15 protein-coding genes and 1 pseudogene are annotated in these 15,811 nt (G+C 29.4%); all 16 read left to right on the forward strand.

The window, feature by feature from the left end:
• Positions 1-101: 101 nt before the first annotated feature.
• Entirely contained in the window at positions 102-1,652 is a 1,551-nt protein-coding gene (locus AXY43_RS19165; protein WP_087702248.1) for a nitrite/sulfite reductase, read from the forward strand.
• Positions 1,653-2,072: 420 nt separating this feature from the next.
• On the forward strand, positions 2,073-2,732 hold the full coding sequence (gene trmB / locus AXY43_RS19170; RefSeq protein ID WP_087702247.1) for a tRNA (guanosine(46)-N7)-methyltransferase TrmB: 660 nt from the start codon (positions 2,073-2,075) through the stop codon (positions 2,730-2,732).
• Positions 2,733-3,418: 686 nt separating this feature from the next.
• Positions 3,419-4,363 carry a 50S ribosomal protein L11 methyltransferase gene (gene prmA, locus AXY43_RS19175; protein WP_011968178.1) on the forward strand — a complete coding sequence of 315 codons (945 nt, stop codon included), beginning with the start codon at positions 3,419-3,421 and terminating at the stop codon, positions 4,361-4,363.
• Between the two features lie 206 nt (positions 4,364-4,569).
• Entirely contained in the window at positions 4,570-5,337 is a 768-nt protein-coding gene (locus AXY43_RS19180) for a 16S rRNA (uracil(1498)-N(3))-methyltransferase (protein ID WP_105411979.1), read from the forward strand.
• A complete protein-coding gene (gene mtaB, locus AXY43_RS19185; RefSeq protein ID WP_038457176.1) occupies positions 5,337-6,740 on the forward strand; it encodes a tRNA (N(6)-L-threonylcarbamoyladenosine(37)-C(2))-methylthiotransferase MtaB in 1,404 nt (467 codons plus the stop codon). The genes AXY43_RS19180 and mtaB overlap by 1 nt, the downstream gene beginning before the upstream one ends.
• A 149-nt stretch (positions 6,741-6,889) precedes the next feature.
• Positions 6,890-7,234: a histidine triad nucleotide-binding protein gene (locus AXY43_RS19190; protein WP_011968181.1), complete on the forward strand. Its 345-nt coding sequence runs from the start codon at positions 6,890-6,892 to the stop codon at positions 7,232-7,234.
• Positions 7,235-7,376: 142 nt separating this feature from the next.
• On the forward strand, positions 7,377-7,553 hold the full coding sequence (rpsU, locus tag AXY43_RS19195; protein ID WP_008429643.1) for a 30S ribosomal protein S21: 177 nt from the start codon (positions 7,377-7,379) through the stop codon (positions 7,551-7,553).
• A gap of 30 nt (positions 7,554-7,583) precedes the next feature.
• Positions 7,584-8,036, forward strand: a complete 453-nt coding sequence (locus AXY43_RS19200) for a GatB/YqeY domain-containing protein (RefSeq protein WP_105411980.1) — start codon at positions 7,584-7,586, stop codon at positions 8,034-8,036.
• A gap of 288 nt (positions 8,037-8,324) precedes the next feature.
• Positions 8,325-8,603 carry a sporulation protein YqfC gene (yqfC, locus tag AXY43_RS19205; RefSeq protein ID WP_011968183.1) on the forward strand — a complete coding sequence of 93 codons (279 nt, stop codon included), beginning with the start codon at positions 8,325-8,327 and terminating at the stop codon, positions 8,601-8,603.
• Positions 8,604-8,609: 6 nt separating this feature from the next.
• Entirely contained in the window at positions 8,610-9,737 is a 1,128-nt protein-coding gene (gene yqfD / locus AXY43_RS19210) for a sporulation protein YqfD (RefSeq protein ID WP_105411981.1), read from the forward strand.
• Between the two features lie 60 nt (positions 9,738-9,797).
• Positions 9,798-11,900, forward strand: a complete 2,103-nt coding sequence (locus tag AXY43_RS19215) for an HD family phosphohydrolase (protein ID WP_105411982.1) — start codon at positions 9,798-9,800, stop codon at positions 11,898-11,900.
• Between the two features lie 8 nt (positions 11,901-11,908).
• Entirely contained in the window at positions 11,909-12,412 is a 504-nt protein-coding gene (ybeY, locus tag AXY43_RS19220) for an rRNA maturation RNase YbeY (RefSeq protein WP_105411983.1), read from the forward strand.
• A gap of 35 nt (positions 12,413-12,447) precedes the next feature.
• Positions 12,448-13,149, forward strand: coding sequence for a diacylglycerol kinase (locus tag AXY43_RS19225; RefSeq protein ID WP_011968187.1), 702 nt, complete (start codon positions 12,448-12,450; stop codon positions 13,147-13,149).
• A gap of 327 nt (positions 13,150-13,476) precedes the next feature.
• A pseudogene (era, locus tag AXY43_RS19230) lies at positions 13,477-14,300 on the forward strand (GTPase Era).
• 47 nt (positions 14,301-14,347) lie between these two features.
• Positions 14,348-15,097 carry a DNA repair protein RecO gene (recO, locus tag AXY43_RS19235; protein WP_017211782.1) on the forward strand — a complete coding sequence of 250 codons (750 nt, stop codon included), beginning with the start codon at positions 14,348-14,350 and terminating at the stop codon, positions 15,095-15,097.
• Between the two features lie 6 nt (positions 15,098-15,103).
• Positions 15,104-15,733, forward strand: coding sequence for a DUF4342 domain-containing protein (locus AXY43_RS19240; RefSeq protein WP_023974003.1), 630 nt, complete (start codon positions 15,104-15,106; stop codon positions 15,731-15,733).
• Positions 15,734-15,811: the final 78 nt, after the last annotated feature.

Raw genomic sequence — 15,811 nt, forward strand, 5'->3', positions numbered from 1 at the left:
CTTTTTTAGATAAAAATTCCCCGACAAAACCTATAGTTATAGTCATATTTTAAATTATAGGTTATAATATATTAAAATAATTATATTTAGGAGGAGAAAAAGTGAAGGAATTGAAGGAAAAATTATTAATTGAAATAGAAGAGTTTAGAGAATTAGGAAATAAATTTTTATCTGGTGAAGTATCTATTATGGATTTTAAAAAAGTTTCTGGGGGAATGGGGGTATACTCAGAACGTAATAAAAAAGAATTCATGATAAGACTAAGAATTCCTTCAGGAATTAGTAGCTTTGAGAATATGAATTGGTTATGTGATATAGCCGATAAATATAATTTAGATAAATTTCATTTAACTACAAGAGAAGCAGTGCAGTATCATAATTTAACGATAGATCAAGTTTGTGGAATAATGAAGGATGGTATAGATAATGATATATATTCTAGAGGAGGCGGCGGAAACTTTCCAAGAAATGTAGCTATGTCTCCACTATCAGGTGTAGATAAAGATGAAGCGTTTGATGTGACACCATATGCATTAACTGTAAATAAACATTTTTTAAGCAAAATAACATCATATAAATTTCCAAGAAAGTTTAAAGTATCTTTTTCAAGCAGCGACTTAGATCAGGGGCATTGTAATGTAGCTGATTTAGGGTTCTTAGCAACAATTAAAGATAATGAAAAGTATTTTAGAGTTTTTATGGGAGGCGGAATTGGAAGAAATCCTCAAGTTGCAGTCGAATATGATGAGCTTATAAAACCAAGTGATGTATTATACCACGTAGAAGCCATGACTAGCTTATTTATAAAAGAAGGTAACTATGAAGATAGAAATAAAGCTCGTATAAGATATATATTAGAGAGAATGGGCAAAGAGAAATTCATAGAAACATATAAAGAACATTTAAAATATGTGTTAGATAATAATGAGTTAGATTTATTTGTAGAATCTAAGGAAATTACTAAAGAAGGTAAAGAAATTGAATTAACACATTCAAGATTATATTCACAAAAGCAAAAAGGATTATACAGCGTATATTTCCATCCAATTGGCGGACAAATTTCTGTTAAGACATTAAGAGAAATTTTAGATAAATCAAAAGCAGTAAAAGACTTAGAAATAAGGTTTACCATGACAGAAGGTTTATATTTTAGAAACTTAAATGGTGATGAAGCTAAAGAACTTTTAAATGTAACACAAAATATTGGAGGAGAAACAGCTCTTCAGCAAAGTGTATCATGTATTGGAGTACCAATATGTCAAGTTGGAATTTTAGAGAGTCAAAAAATGCTTAACAATATAATTAATTACTTTGCAGAAAAAGGTTATGATAAAGATATACTTCCAAGAGTTCATATATCAGGATGTGGAAATTCATGTGCAGTTCATGAAGTCGTTGGTATCGGACTTACAGGAAAACGTAAAAAGGTTGGTGATGCTGTTGAAGATGTATTTGAATTACATATTAACGGATCATTTGAAACAGGAAGTGCAAGGCTCGGAAAAGTTTATGGTGACTTACTTGCTAGTGAAATACCAGAGTTTTTATATGAATTATCATTATATATAGAGAATAAAAATATGAATTTTTATGAGTTTGTAGAAAATAACGAGGAAGAACTATTAAAAATAATAGAGAAATATAAAAAATAAGTCGTAATATACATCAGTTAAAATAGTACATTCTCTTAGATATGAGATGTACTATTTTTTATATTTAATAATAATAGGTGTTAAGTATTAAATTGGATGATTTTTTAGATAAACAACTTAAGGGAGTTCAAGAATTTTTAATTAGTATTAAGAATGTATAAAAATAATTTGAGATAAAAGATTCAGTACATATATTTGAGTTATTTGCAATACCTGTATATTTTTGAGATAAAAATTGCAATATAAATTTTTATAGGTATAATTATTATGAAGGATACGGCCGATTAATAGAACAATAAGACGGTATGAGAGTCTTGTTTATATGGTATTGTGTCGATAAGTTCAATTTAATGATCTAAAAAACTTAATGGCAGTAAAATGCTATTTTTTAAAAGCTTATAAAAGATGGAGTGAACTAACATGAGAATGAGAAAAAAACCGTGGGCAAGACCTGAGCTTGAAGGTTGCGATTTTTTTGTTATAAATCCGAAAGAATATAAAGGTAAGTGGAAAGAATTTTTCGGTAATGATAAACCAATATATCTAGAACTTGGATGTGGGAAAGGAACTTTTATGGCAGTTCATGCCTCCGAGAATCCAGATATAAATTATATTGCAATTGACATAAAGGATGAGGTATTAGGATTAGCAAAAAGAAATATTGAAAAGGCTTATGAAGAAAAAAATAGGAAGAGTGATAATGTAAAATTAATGGCTCAAGAGATAGGACTTATCAGTGAAATCTTAAGTGAAGAAGATGTTGTAAGTAGAATATACATAAATTTTTGTAATCCGTGGCCAAAGGAAAAGCATAAAAAGAGAAGATTAACACATATGAGGCAGCTTGAACAGTACAAAACATTTTTAAAGAGTGAAGGTGAAATTTATTTTAAAACTGACGATGATGAATTATTTGAGGAATCGCTTGAATATTTTAATGAAGCAGGGTTTAGAATTAAATATATAACATATGATCTTCACAATAGTGATGTTGAAGGAAATGTTCAGACTGAGCATGAAAAAATGTTTAGTGAACAAGGAATAAAAATAAAATTTTTGATTGCCATGAAAGACAATTAGATTTATAATGACCAGAATTTAAGAATTTAAGAATTTAAGAATTTAAGAATTTAAGAATTTAAGAATTTAAGAATTTAAGAATTTAAGAATTTAAGAATTTAAGAATTTAAGAATTTAAGAATTTAGGAATTTACCCGATTCACATGTGTTTGCTGGGTAAGTTCGAGGAACCAAATGCAAGATGCTCGAAGAGAAAGTTCTGCTAACCAAATACAAAATTTGAAGCATCACTTTTGGACTCTCACTTAAGAATTTAAACATATGAAAAGATACGCACATATGAAAAAGTGCGAAGCACAATTAAGATCTTTTAAGCACAATACGGAACTTACTGGTCACAATTAAGAAGTTTAATATTTTAAAATTTAAATATGAAACTAGGATATCAACAAAAATATTTTAAAATATGTAAATTTAACTAGATATATATGTAAGTAGTTAAATGGAAATCTATGTAAATAGTTAACTATATAAATATATATCAATGTTAAATATATAAATATGTAAATATTTATAGTTATTGTAAGGGTTACAATGACTTTAAAAAAATAAAATTATATAGTTAGCAAAGAGCAATTGTAGGAAAAAATTCTATGGAATTCAAAAATATTTTTAATAAGTTTTGAAAAAAATGTATTCCTAAATTGCGAACTGTTACTGAAACTGAATTAGAAAGGTTGATAAACATGGATGGAATATGGATTGAAGTTAGTGTAATAACAAAGAGCGAGGCGTTAGAGCCTATATCAGGAATATTTTATGGATTAAATTGCCCTAATGTTGCAATAGAAGATCCGGAGGATTTACTTTCAAGAGATCAAGGACCATTAACTTGGGATTTTGCAGATATAAATATCTTAGAACATAAAGGAAATGCAGCTGTAGTTAAAGCTTATTTTTCTCAAGATGATAAGGTTGAAGAGATTGTTGAATATGTTAAGGAAAAACTTTCTGAAATTAAAGAATTTGGAATAGATATTGGTGAAGGTACAGTAGAAGCTAAGAAGATGCACGAAGAGGACTGGGCTAATAATTGGAAGCAATATTATAAACCAGTTAAAATAACAGATAAGATTGTTGTTAAACCAATTTGGGAAGAATATGAAAAAAATGATGAAGAACTAATTATAGAGTTGGATCCAGGAATGGCATTTGGAACTGGAACTCATGAAACTACAAGGATGTGTATTCAAGCTTTAGATAAGTATGTAAAGCCTGATACAACAGTATTTGACGTAGGATGTGGATCAGGAATACTTGCGATAGCAGCAGCGAAGCTTGGAGCTAAACATGTTGTTGGGGTTGACCTAGATCCTGTTGCGGTTGATTCTTCTAAAGAAAATATAAGCTTTAATAATTTGAATAATATTGAAGTATTAGAAGGAAATCTTTTAGATGTAGTTGATGGAAAAGCCGATATAGTAGTTGCAAATATAATAGCAGAAATTATTTGTGTACTAACTGAGGATGTTAAAAAGGCTCTAAATGAAGGTGGATTATTTATAACTTCAGGTATAATTCATGATAGGGTAGATATGGTTACAGAAAAGTTTGCTGAATGTGGTTTTGAAGTTATTGAGATAAATAAAGATGGAGAATGGAACTGTATAGTTGCTAAAGCAATTAATTAGTATAAATATAGATATTTGTAATGCAAATTTTGGTTAACGGTTTGAAAATGTAATTATGAAAATAATGCACAATGTACAATTCACAATGCACAGTTTAGGAGAAATTTCTAAGAGATTTTTTTGAAAATCTATAGTTGATATACCGTAATCAATTATTATTTAATTGTGCATTGAGTATTGTGAACTGTGAATTAGAGAGGAGTCGTATGCATAAGTTTTTTACAGAACCTCATAATATTAGTGAAACTGAAGGTAGAATACTTGGAGATGATGTAAAACATATTTATAAGGTTTTAAGATTATCTGAAGGTGAAGAAGTAGTATTAAACAATTGCGAAGGAATTGAGTATCTAGGTGAGATAGAAACTATAACTAAAAGTGAAGTTATAGTTAAAATTATTAAAAGATTAGATATAAATAATGAAAGTAAAGTTAAAGTACATCTGTTTCAGGGACTACCAAAAGGTCAGAAAATGGATCTGATAGTACAAAAGGGAACAGAACTTGGAGTATCTGAGTTTATTCCTGTAACAACTGCAAGAGTAGATGTAAAACTTAAAGGCGAATTTAAAAAGCTTGATAGACTAAATAGAATTGCTCTTGAGGCATGCAAACAATCAAAAAGAAGTGTAATTCCTCAAGTTAAAGAAGTTATAGATTTCAATGAGGCAATAAGTGAATTAAAAAAGATGGATTTGATTATTGTACCTTATGAAAACGCCGAAGATTTTGGAATTAAAACTCTTGTGAGAAAATTAGAAAGAGATAATGTGGATTTAGATAATATAAATAATGTTGGAATATTGATAGGACCTGAAGGTGGATTTGAGGAATCTGAAATTGATACTTTAAAAGAACAAGGTGCTTATATAGTGACTCTTGGAAATAGAATATTACGTACAGAGACGGCTGGATTTACAGCTACGGCATTAATTCAATATGAATTAGGAGATTTAGGAGGAAAGCTATCATAATGGGAGAGAACCAAATGAAATTAGTCAGAGCAGGTAGTGACAAGACTAAGCTTAAGAAGTTATCTAACAAAGAACCAATAAAAAATACAGAGGGGAAGAGTCTTGTGGCTTTTGCAACTCTTGGATGCAGGGTAAATCATTATGAAACAGAAGCTATGGCGGAAAAGTTCATAAGAGAAGGTTATGAAGTAACTGACTTTGAAGGTTTTGCTGATGTTTATGTTATAAATACTTGTTCTGTGACTAATATGAGTGATAAAAAATCAAGGCAAATAATTAGCAGAGCTAGAAGAAGAAATGAAAATGCAATAATTGCAGCTGTTGGATGCTATTCGCAAGTTGCGCCAGAAGAAGTTTCTAAAATACAAGGGGTAGATGTTGTACTTGGGACTAGAAATAAAGGCGATATTGTTTATTATGTGAATAAGGCTAAGGATGAACAAAAACCTCAGTTAATGGTTGGAGAAGTTCTAAAGAATAAACAGTTTGAAGAATTAAATATAGAAGAGTATCAAGATAAAACAAGAGCATTTTTAAAGATACAAGATGGTTGTAATAGATTTTGTGCATATTGTCTCATACCTTATACCAGAGGAACAACTTGCTCAAAAGACCCTCAAAAAGTATTGGATGAAATAAAGAATTTAAGTGAACATGGATTTAAAGAAATAATATTATCAGGAATACATACAGCATCTTACGGTGTTGATTTAGATGGAAATGTAACTTTAATAACTTTATTAGAAGAAATAGAGAAACTGGATGGAATTGAAAGAGTTAGGATAGGTTCTATAGAGCCTAGTTTCTTTACAGATGAAGTTATCGAGAAAATGAAAAAAATGAAAAAACTATGTCCACAATTTCATTTATCACTTCAAAGCGGCTGTGATGCAACTTTAAAAAGAATGAATAGAAGATATACTGCTAAAGAATACGAAGATGCAGTTAATAGAATAAGAGAAAACCTTAAAGATGCCTCAATAACTACTGATGTAATCGTAGGTTTCCCAGGTGAAACTGATGAGGAATTTAACGAAACTTATGAATACTTAAAGAGAATTAAATTAACTAAAACACATATATTCAAATTCAGCCCAAGAAAAGGTACGAAGGCTTCAGATATGCCTAATCAAATAGATGGAAATGTAAAGGACAAGAGAAGTAAGGCTTTAATTGAACTAAATGCAAAGAATGAAGGCGACTTTAGTAAATCTTTAGTTGGAAGAGAACTAGATGTATTAGTTGAGCAAGAAGTATCTAATAAGCCTGGGGTATTTGAGGGGTATACAAGAAATTATGTAAAAGTTGAAATTCCAAATGGAAGCAGAGACATGATAGGAAAAATAATTTTATGTAAAATAATGGCCTCAGATGCGGAATATGTTGTTGGAAAAATTATATAGTTTTGGTATAATATAAATCAAGATAAGATTGATTAAGGATCATTTTTGGAATAAGATATATAATTCAAAGAGAATTTCTAAATATGAATTATAAAATCTCGATTCTTACGTTTGTGAATTGAGATTGTTACTTAGAAGGAGGTGAATTTATGGAAGGTTGTATATTTTGCAAAATTATAAGTGGGGATATCCCTAGTAAAAAAATATATGAAGATGATAAAGTTTATGCTTTTTATGACATAAATCCTGAAGCTCCAACTCATTTCTTAGTTATTCCAAAAGAACATATCGAAAGTGCTAATACTTTAGATGACAGCAATATTGATATTGTATCACATATATTTAAAGTTATTGGTAAATTAGTAGTAGATCTTGGAATATCAGATAAAGGATATAGGGTTGTAAATAATTGTGGTGAGGATGCAGGACAGACAGTAAAACATATTCATTTCCATGTACTTGGAGGGCGAAGTTTACAGTGGCCACCAGGCTAAATTTGAGTTGTTATTTGATCAATAGTAACTGGAGATTTTTTCTTAATTTCTTGACATTATTAATTTAAATATTGTATAATATAGCATGTGTTATTAAGCCCATAGCTGAGTTAATTTAAGCTAGCGGAGGGAGGGATAGTAAATGTCAGAAATTAAAGTTGGAGAAAACGAAACACTTGAAAGTGCGTTAAGAAGATTTAAGAGAAAATGTGCTAGAGCTGGGGTTCTTTCTGAAGTTAGGAAGAGAGAACATTATGAAAAGCCAAGCGTTAAGAAAAAGAAGAAATCAGAAGCTGCTAGAAAGAGAAAGTTCAAATAATGATATTTTCTTTTGAAAGAAGGTACAAAAATGTCATCAATTAAAGATAGATTGCAAGATGATTGGAAAATTGCTTTAAAAGCAAAAGATAAGTTCACATCTAGTGTAATTAGTACAGCTAAAGCTGCAGTATTATTGGTTGAAAAAACTGATAATAGAAAGCTTGAAGATGATGAAGTTATTACAATATTAGCTAAAGAAATCAAGCAAAGAAGAGAAGCTATGCTTGAATTTGAAAAGGGGAATAGGCAAGATTTAATAGATCAGTCTAAGGCTGAGATTGAAATTTTGTTGAAATACCTTCCTCAGCAGTTAAGTGAAGAAGAGATAAAACAATTAGTAAAAGAATCAGCTGAAGAAGTGGGTGCAAATAGCATTAAAGATATGGGAAAAGTTATGTCAGCTGTTAAACCTAAAGTAGTAGGAAAAGCTGATGGTAAACTTGTAAGTCAGTTTGTTAAGGAATATTTAAATAATAAATAAGAATAAAATTCAAGGTTAGTTTGAGTTTTATGCTAATATAACAGGACATAGGATTATAAATAGTATCCTATGTCCTGTTTCATTGTTATCTAAAATTGGACTAGCAATGAAAGGATAATATTTGGTTCATATAACTAGAATACATTATCGTAAATGAATTAGATAAAGCCATAATAGTAATGATTGGCTTTATTTTTTTGCAGGAAATTATCATTATTATTAAATTATAGAATTAATTCGCAAATCCTATCATAAATTACAATGAGAAAGTTTATGTGGGAGGAAAGTATGGAAGAAAAATTTCAAAGAGGTAAAGAAAAGATACTTAGCAAGTTAGATTTTCCAAGTGACATTTCATTAGATCTACCAAAGATAATAGTCGTGGGAAACAGAGAAATAACTATTGAAAATCATAAGGGCATTATATTTTTCGAAACTAATATGGTTAAAATAAATTCCAGAATAGGTGCAATCATAATCGAGGGGAAAGAGTTCGAAATACTTTTTATTGCAGAAACGAGTATAACAATAAGCGGAATCTTTAAAGGTATTTCATATGAGAGGTAGAATATTATGTTTAGCAGCTTGAAATCGGGACAAGTAGCCATAGAAATTAATGCTTTAGTGCCAGAAAAAATATTAAATGCCTTTTGGAATAGCCAAATCTATACCTGTAATATAGTGAAAGTAAGCTTGACAACGGTAAGAGTAACTATATATTACAGAGATTATAAAGATGCAGAAATATTAATAAAAAAATATAAAGGAAAAGTTAAGATAGTAAGAACTAGTGGAATAATAGTTTTACTTATGAAAATGAGAAGAAAGATTTCTCTAGTTATAGGAATGGGATTATTTTTTGCTGTGATATATATATTATCAAATTATATATGGGCTATAGATATAGAGACACAGAGGAATTTAAGTCCATTTGAAGTTAGACAACAGCTCTCATCAATTGGAATCAAACCAGGGCTTAGCAAATCACAAGTTAATGTATATCAAATAGAAAAAAAGATGGAAGATTTAAATAGCCAGATAATGTGGATTAGGGTTAGGATAGAGGGGTCTACATTAAAATTGGTTATAAAGGAAAAAGTAAATCCTCCGTCTACAGAAAAAACATTATATAATCAAGTTGTTGCTAAAATGGATGGAGAAGTAAAGAGAGTATATACGAATTCAGGAAATCCAGCAGTTGTGCCAGGAGATATAGTAAAGAAAGGTGACGATCTAATATTGCCTATCCAAGGAAGGGAAGGCTTTCAGATGGAAGTAAAACCGAGTGGAACAGTTATAGCAAATACTTTTTATGATAAATTTATGGAGGTTCAAATAAGTGGAGAAAAGCTTGAGAGAACTGGTAACAAGAATAGTGACATATACTTAAACTTTTTTGGGAAAAAAGTTTACTTGAAAAAAGCTATAAATCAATTTGAATATTATGATAAAATAGAAGAGAAGGATGGTTTCGTTAATAAGATAACATATTTCGAAAAAAAAGGTATAAATGTAAACTTAGATAAAGAAAGTACAGTTAAAGAAGCTACAGAAAAGTTAGAGGGTTCATTGAGAAAAACACTTAGCAACGATGCAAAGATAATAGATAAGAAAACTGCAGTAGAAGATATTGAAGGCGGAAAGATCTTAATTAATGTTAAATTTACTGTAGAACAGGATATTGCTAAAAACGTATCATAAGGGGTATTCAAAGTTGTTTTTATGCCTATTACTTATTATTAAGATGAAAAGGTGAATTACATGGATATAAAACAAAATAATAAATGGAAAAATAATAGAATTCAAAGAATTGTATTATTTATACTTGTATTTAGTATAGGCTATTTATTGCTTGTTACCGCAATAACTCCTAAGCAATATAGCTTAAAAGAAGGAGATATACCAAGAGTAGATATAAAAGCTCCAAGAGATATAGTGGATGAAAAAGCTACAAAGGAAAAAGAAGATCAAGCGGCCGAAAAGGTAGGGAAACAGTATACATCAAAGCCAGAAGTTAAGAAAGAAGCTGAGGATAATGTAAGGGCATTGTTCGATAAACTTGTATCATTAAGCAATATGGCGAGCTCTACCGTAGCTGATAAGCAAACTGAGCTTAAGAAATTAACTATATTTCAATTAACAGATGAACAATGTAAGGCGTTGATAGGAATATCAAAAGATACTTTGCCGGGCATAGAAGACAAAATAGTAAATATAATTGACAGTGCATATGAAAAAAATATACAGGAAAAAGATGAAGGTGCCTTAAAAGAAGCAAAAGGAGCTGTTTCAACTCAAATAGATAATTTAAACTTAGATAAAGATGTATCAAGTGCTTTAAAGCAAATAGCTCAAACACAAATAAACCCTAATGTTTTTTTTGATGAAGAAAAAACACAAGAAAAGATACAGGAAGTCAAGAAGAATGTATCTAAAGTAATAATAAAACAAAATCAGATTATAGTTAAAGAAGGAGAGCCTGTAACACAAGATCAAATTGATATTCTATCAGATCTTGGAATGCTTAACGATGAAAATGTAACAGCTTATATATATATTTATTTAGCGCTTGCAATATTTTGGATGATAATATTGTTTCTTCAATATGGATATGTGAGAATAAATTATGGTGAAATATATAAGAACAATAAAAAGCTTATTCTTATAAGTACAATTAATTTGATTTCACTTGTGTTAGCTAGAACTGTAGGGGTTATATCGCCTTTTCTAATTCCATTTGCGTGCGCGCCTATGATGCTTACGCTATTACTAAATTATAAGATATCATTTGTACTTAGCGCTTTAAATGCAATAGTTATAGGAGCATTAAATGGTTTTGATGTTCAGATTATTATTCTAGGAATAGTAAGTTCGGTATTAGGAGCGGCATTTTTGAAAAAGGTGCAACAAAGAAATGAATTGCTATATTCAACATTGTATACTGCTGTTGTTACCGTAATACTTACATTGTCTACGGGAATATTAATATCGAGCAATTTCGGAGATGTGTTAATAAAAGGTGGAATCACATTCATTGGAGGCCTTTTATCAGGTATATTTGCATTAGGAATATTACCGTTTTTAGAAGGTACATTTAATGAGGTTACTACATTAAAGCTGCTAGAATTATCAAATCCTAATACACCACTGTTAAAAAAATTATTAATGGAAGCTCCAGGAACATATCATCATAGTATGCTTGTTGCAAATCTCTCAGAAATGGCAGCAGAAGAAGTTGGTGCTAATTCGGTAATTACAAGGATAGGATCATATTATCATGATATTGGAAAAACAGAGAGGCCATATTTCTTTGGAGAGAATCAAATGGGGATAGATAATCCACATGAGAATATACCTCCAAATTTAAGTGCTATGATAATAAAATCTCATGTCAAAGATGGTCTGGAGTTAGCTAAAAAATATAAGCTTCCTAAGGTTATCCAAGATATTATATTAGAGCATCATGGTAAAACATTAGTAAAGTATTTTTACTATACTATGAAAAATAGTGCTGAAAATCCAGAGGAAATAAAAGAAGAAGATTATAGATATGAAGGCCCAATACCAAGCTCAAAAGAAGCTGGGATAGTAATGCTATCTGATAGTGTTGAAGCGGCTGTAAGATCAATTAAGAAACCTACTAAGGATGCAATTAACCAAATGGTTAATTGCATTATAGATGATAAATTATCATCAGGACAATTAAATGATTGTGATTTAACATTAAAAGATATAGAAAAAATAAGAGTATGTTTTTTGACTTCGTTAAATAGCATATACCATCAAAGAATAGAATACCCTAAAGAAAAAATGAAGGATTTCAATGGTGAAAGCAATAAAGGTGAATTTAAAACTAAGGAGTAATTTAAATAATGATTTATGTAGATAATAGACAAAATAAAGTGGAAGCAAGTGAAAAATTAATAGAAAGATTAACAGAAGTAATAGAATTTGCATTAAAAGAAGAGGAAGTAAATATGAAATGTGAAATTTCATTATTGTTCGTTGATAATAATGAAATAAAGGAAATTAATAATGAAACAAGAGGAATAAATAGAGAAACAGATGTATTATCTTTTCCTATGTTAGAATACGAAGATAAGAAAGTATTTAAGGATATGTATAAAGATTATAAGTTTTCTCAATTTGATTTTGATGGTGACGAACTTGTACTTGGGGATATAGTTCTTTCATTAGAAAAAGCATTAGAACAGAGTAAAGAATTTAATCATTCATATGAAAGGGAAGCCTCATACTTAGTTGTACATTCAGTATTGCATCTATTGGGATACGATCATATGGAGGATGATGATAAAATAATTATGAGAAGTAGAGAAGAAGATATTTTAAATAAACTTAACATAATCAGAGGGTAATATTTTTTATTATGTAATAGAAGTAGGGGTAAATAATGAAAATGAAAAAAACACTGGAAAGCTTCAATAATGCCATAACTGGGATTATCGATACTGTAAGAACTGAACGAAATATGAAAATCCATTTAATAGTGGCGTTAGTAGTACTAATTGCAAGCTTTTTCTTTGACATAACAAAATATGAGTTTCTGATATTAGCTGTTACAATAACTATGGTAATAGCTGCTGAACTTATAAATACAGCCATAGAGGCGACTATAGATATGACAACTAATTATTACCACCCTTTGGCTAAAATCGCTAAGAATGCGGCGGCAGGTGCGGTATTAATAACAGCCATAAATGCATTATTAGTTGGTTATATTATATTTTGGGATAGGCTCAGTAGATTTTCATTTTCTTTAATTAATAAAGTAAAGAATTCAGAGCCATATACGATATTGATTGTTCTAGTAATAGTATGTATAGTAACTATAATAGCGAAAGCAATATTTGGAGAAGGAACTCCGTTAAAAGGGGGAATGCCCAGTGGCCACAGTGCTTTGGGATTTTCAATAGCAACTGCAATATCATTAATAACGGAGGAACCAATTTGCATTCTATTGAGTTTTTTATTGGCGTTTATAACTGCACAAAGTAGAGTGGATTCAGAAGTTCATAGTATTTTAGAGGTAATAGTTGGAGCTATATTTGGTATATTATTAACTTTGTTTATTTTTACATTATTTAGGCTTTAATTAAATATAGAATAATAAAAATAATATTTATAGGAGAAGATATAAGATGAAATAAAACTTATATTGTCTCCTATTTCTTAAATTATAAGAATTAATGATTTAATTCATAAGGAAACAATTGGAAGTAATTATTAAATTATTATATGATCAAATTAAGAATAGTAGATTGTCAATTTACTTATAAATAGAGTATACTATTTGTAAAATAGGATAACGTTAGTTAAGCTTTTTTAAGCTTATTTTGAGGAGGAAAAAATGTTTAAATCAGGATTTGTTACAATAGTTGGAAGACCTAATGTAGGAAAATCGACTTTATTAAATTATATAATGGGGGAAAAGTTATCAATAGTTTCTAATAAACCTCAGACAACAAGAAATAACATACAAACAATATTGACAGGTGATGATTATCAAATGATATTTGTTGATACACCAGGTATACATAAACCTAAACATAAGTTAGGAGAATACATGGTAAATTCGGCAAAAGAATCTACTAAAGATGTTGATTTAGTATTATTCTTAACAAATCCAGATGAGGAGATTGGAAAGGGCGATAAATTTATATTAGAAACCTTAAGGGATAAAAAGTGTCCTGTATTTTTAGTTTTAAATAAGGTTGATGAAAGTACACAAGATAGAGTGGCAAAAAGTTTAGAAATGTATTCAAAAGAATTTAAATTTGCAGAGATAGTACCTATTTCTGCAATAAAAGGGAAAAACGTTGATGTATTAGTAGAACTTATGAAGAAAGCAATGCCGAAGGACCTAAATATTATCCAGACGACATGATAACAGATGTTCAAGAAAAGTTTGTAGTATCAGAAATAATTAGAGAAAAAGCTTTAAGAACCTTGAGAGATGAAGTGCCTCATGGTATAGCAGTAGATATAATTCAAATGAAACAAAATGAAATAGGTACATATCATATAGAAGTAGATTTAATCTGTGAAAAAGATTCCCATAAAGGAATAATAATTGGAAAGAATGGTCAAACACTTAAAAGAATAGGCGAAAATTCAAGATATGAATTAGAAAGATTTTTAAGATCCAAGGTTAATCTAAAAATATGGGTGAAAGTTAGAAAAGAATGGAGAGATAATCAGCTTTTATTAAAAGAATTAGGATATAAAGCGAATTCAAAGAAATAGATAATTAGCCTAACATATTATTTTTTTTTATATATTCCAAGTGGGAGATGGTTGACCTGTCAATAGTTGAAACAAAAGCTGTAATTATAAAAACGCAAGATTTTAAAGAGAATGACAAACTAGTTTGGTTTTATACTGAGAAGTTAGGTAAAATTACAGCTATAGTTAGAGGCGCTAAAAAAAGTAAAAGTAAGTTCTTAGCATTGACATTGCCATTATGTTATGGAGAATATATGGTATATAAAGGTAAGAGCTTGTACACTCTTCAAGAAGGAAAAATAATTCAATCTTTTCAAGGTCTTTTAAATGATTTACATAAGCTTACATATTCCTCATACTTATGCGAATTAATAGATATTGCTTGTACTGATAATGAAATTAATATGGAACTTTTTAAGACATTGATTACAACATTATACCTACTGAATACAGATGCCCTAGATTACGAACTACTAATAAGAGCATTTGAATTAAGATTATTAAAAACAACTGGATATAATCTAACATTGAATAATTGTAGCGTATGTAGAAAAAAGATATCTTCATCTAATTATATAAGTTTATCCCACTATGGAGGTATATGTGATGAATGTCCCAAAGAACATGGAGTATTTATTTCAAAAGGTGCATATAATGCCCTGAGGTTTTTGATGAATATGGATATAGATAAATTATATAGACTAAATTTAAATCATGAAATAAAAAGTGAGATTGAAAAAGTAATTACTTTTTTAGTATCGAATAGCTATGCTAAAAAGCCTAAAAGTTTGGAGATGTTAAAATTTATTAAGGAGTGATGATTTATGGAAAATATAACATTAGAAAAAGTTGATATGATACGTGAGAGAACAGGAGTAAGCTATGAAAAGGCAAAGGAAGCTTTAGAAGTATGCGAAGGAGACGTATTAGAGGCTTTAATATACATTGAAAAGTCTCAAAAGTTATCAGATATTAATGATGAATTTGTTGATGAGGAAGTAAATAGGGCTCCTATATCTATAGAGGAACTAAGGGTTTTGATTAAACAAATAATAGAAAAGGGAAATGTTACTAGGATAAAGGTTAAGAAAGATGATAAGGAACTTGTAGATATTCCAGTTAATGCAGGAATTGCAGCAGGAGTTGTAGCTATTATAATTCCACCAATACTTGCAGCAGGAGTTATTGCGGCAATAGCGACTCAAATTACAATAGAGATAACTATGGAAGATGGATCTGTGGAAGTTGTAAACACGTATGTTTCAGAAATGGCAAGCAATGTTAAAAATAAAGCTACTGATTTTGCTGATAAAATTAAGACTAAGGTTAATGAAATGAAGAATGACATAGGTAAACATAGTGATGATTCAAAACAAAAAGTATATACTGGTTCAGATACTGTATATACCTATACAGTTAATTTTGATGAAGATAAAGAAAATTCAGAAAATTAAGTGATATTGAGAGTAATATAAAGAAAAATAGATATATCAGTGATATAAAATTAATATACAAGAAATATTTAGCGAATT

Origin of the sequence: Clostridium sp. MF28 (assembly GCF_002969175.1) — a bacterium.
Taxonomy (GTDB): domain Bacteria; phylum Bacillota; class Clostridia; order Clostridiales; family Clostridiaceae; genus Clostridium; species Clostridium beijerinckii.

Excerpts from the sequence above, each read along its gene's own strand:
- trmB (WP_087702247.1), top strand. The coding sequence starts at position 2,073 with ATGAGAATGAGAAAAAAACCGTGGGCAAGACCTGAGCTTGAAGGTTGC.
- prmA (WP_011968178.1), top strand. The coding sequence starts at position 3,419 with ATGGATGGAATATGGATTGAAGTTAGTGTAATAACAAAGAGCGAGGCG.
- AXY43_RS19180 (WP_105411979.1), top strand. The coding sequence starts at position 4,570 with ATGCATAAGTTTTTTACAGAACCTCATAATATTAGTGAAACTGAAGGT.
- mtaB (WP_038457176.1), top strand. The coding sequence starts at position 5,337 with ATGGGAGAGAACCAAATGAAATTAGTCAGAGCAGGTAGTGACAAGACT.
- AXY43_RS19190 (WP_011968181.1), top strand. The coding sequence starts at position 6,890 with ATGGAAGGTTGTATATTTTGCAAAATTATAAGTGGGGATATCCCTAGT.
- rpsU (WP_008429643.1), top strand. The coding sequence starts at position 7,377 with ATGTCAGAAATTAAAGTTGGAGAAAACGAAACACTTGAAAGTGCGTTA.
- AXY43_RS19200 (WP_105411980.1), top strand. The coding sequence starts at position 7,584 with ATGTCATCAATTAAAGATAGATTGCAAGATGATTGGAAAATTGCTTTA.
- yqfC (WP_011968183.1), top strand. The coding sequence starts at position 8,325 with ATGGAAGAAAAATTTCAAAGAGGTAAAGAAAAGATACTTAGCAAGTTA.
- yqfD (WP_105411981.1), top strand. The coding sequence starts at position 8,610 with ATGTTTAGCAGCTTGAAATCGGGACAAGTAGCCATAGAAATTAATGCT.
- AXY43_RS19215 (WP_105411982.1), top strand. The coding sequence starts at position 9,798 with ATGGATATAAAACAAAATAATAAATGGAAAAATAATAGAATTCAAAGA.
- ybeY (WP_105411983.1), top strand. The coding sequence starts at position 11,909 with ATGATTTATGTAGATAATAGACAAAATAAAGTGGAAGCAAGTGAAAAA.
- AXY43_RS19225 (WP_011968187.1), top strand. The coding sequence starts at position 12,448 with ATGAAAATGAAAAAAACACTGGAAAGCTTCAATAATGCCATAACTGGG.
- recO (WP_017211782.1), top strand. The coding sequence starts at position 14,348 with ATGGTTGACCTGTCAATAGTTGAAACAAAAGCTGTAATTATAAAAACG.
- AXY43_RS19240 (WP_023974003.1), top strand. The coding sequence starts at position 15,104 with ATGGAAAATATAACATTAGAAAAAGTTGATATGATACGTGAGAGAACA.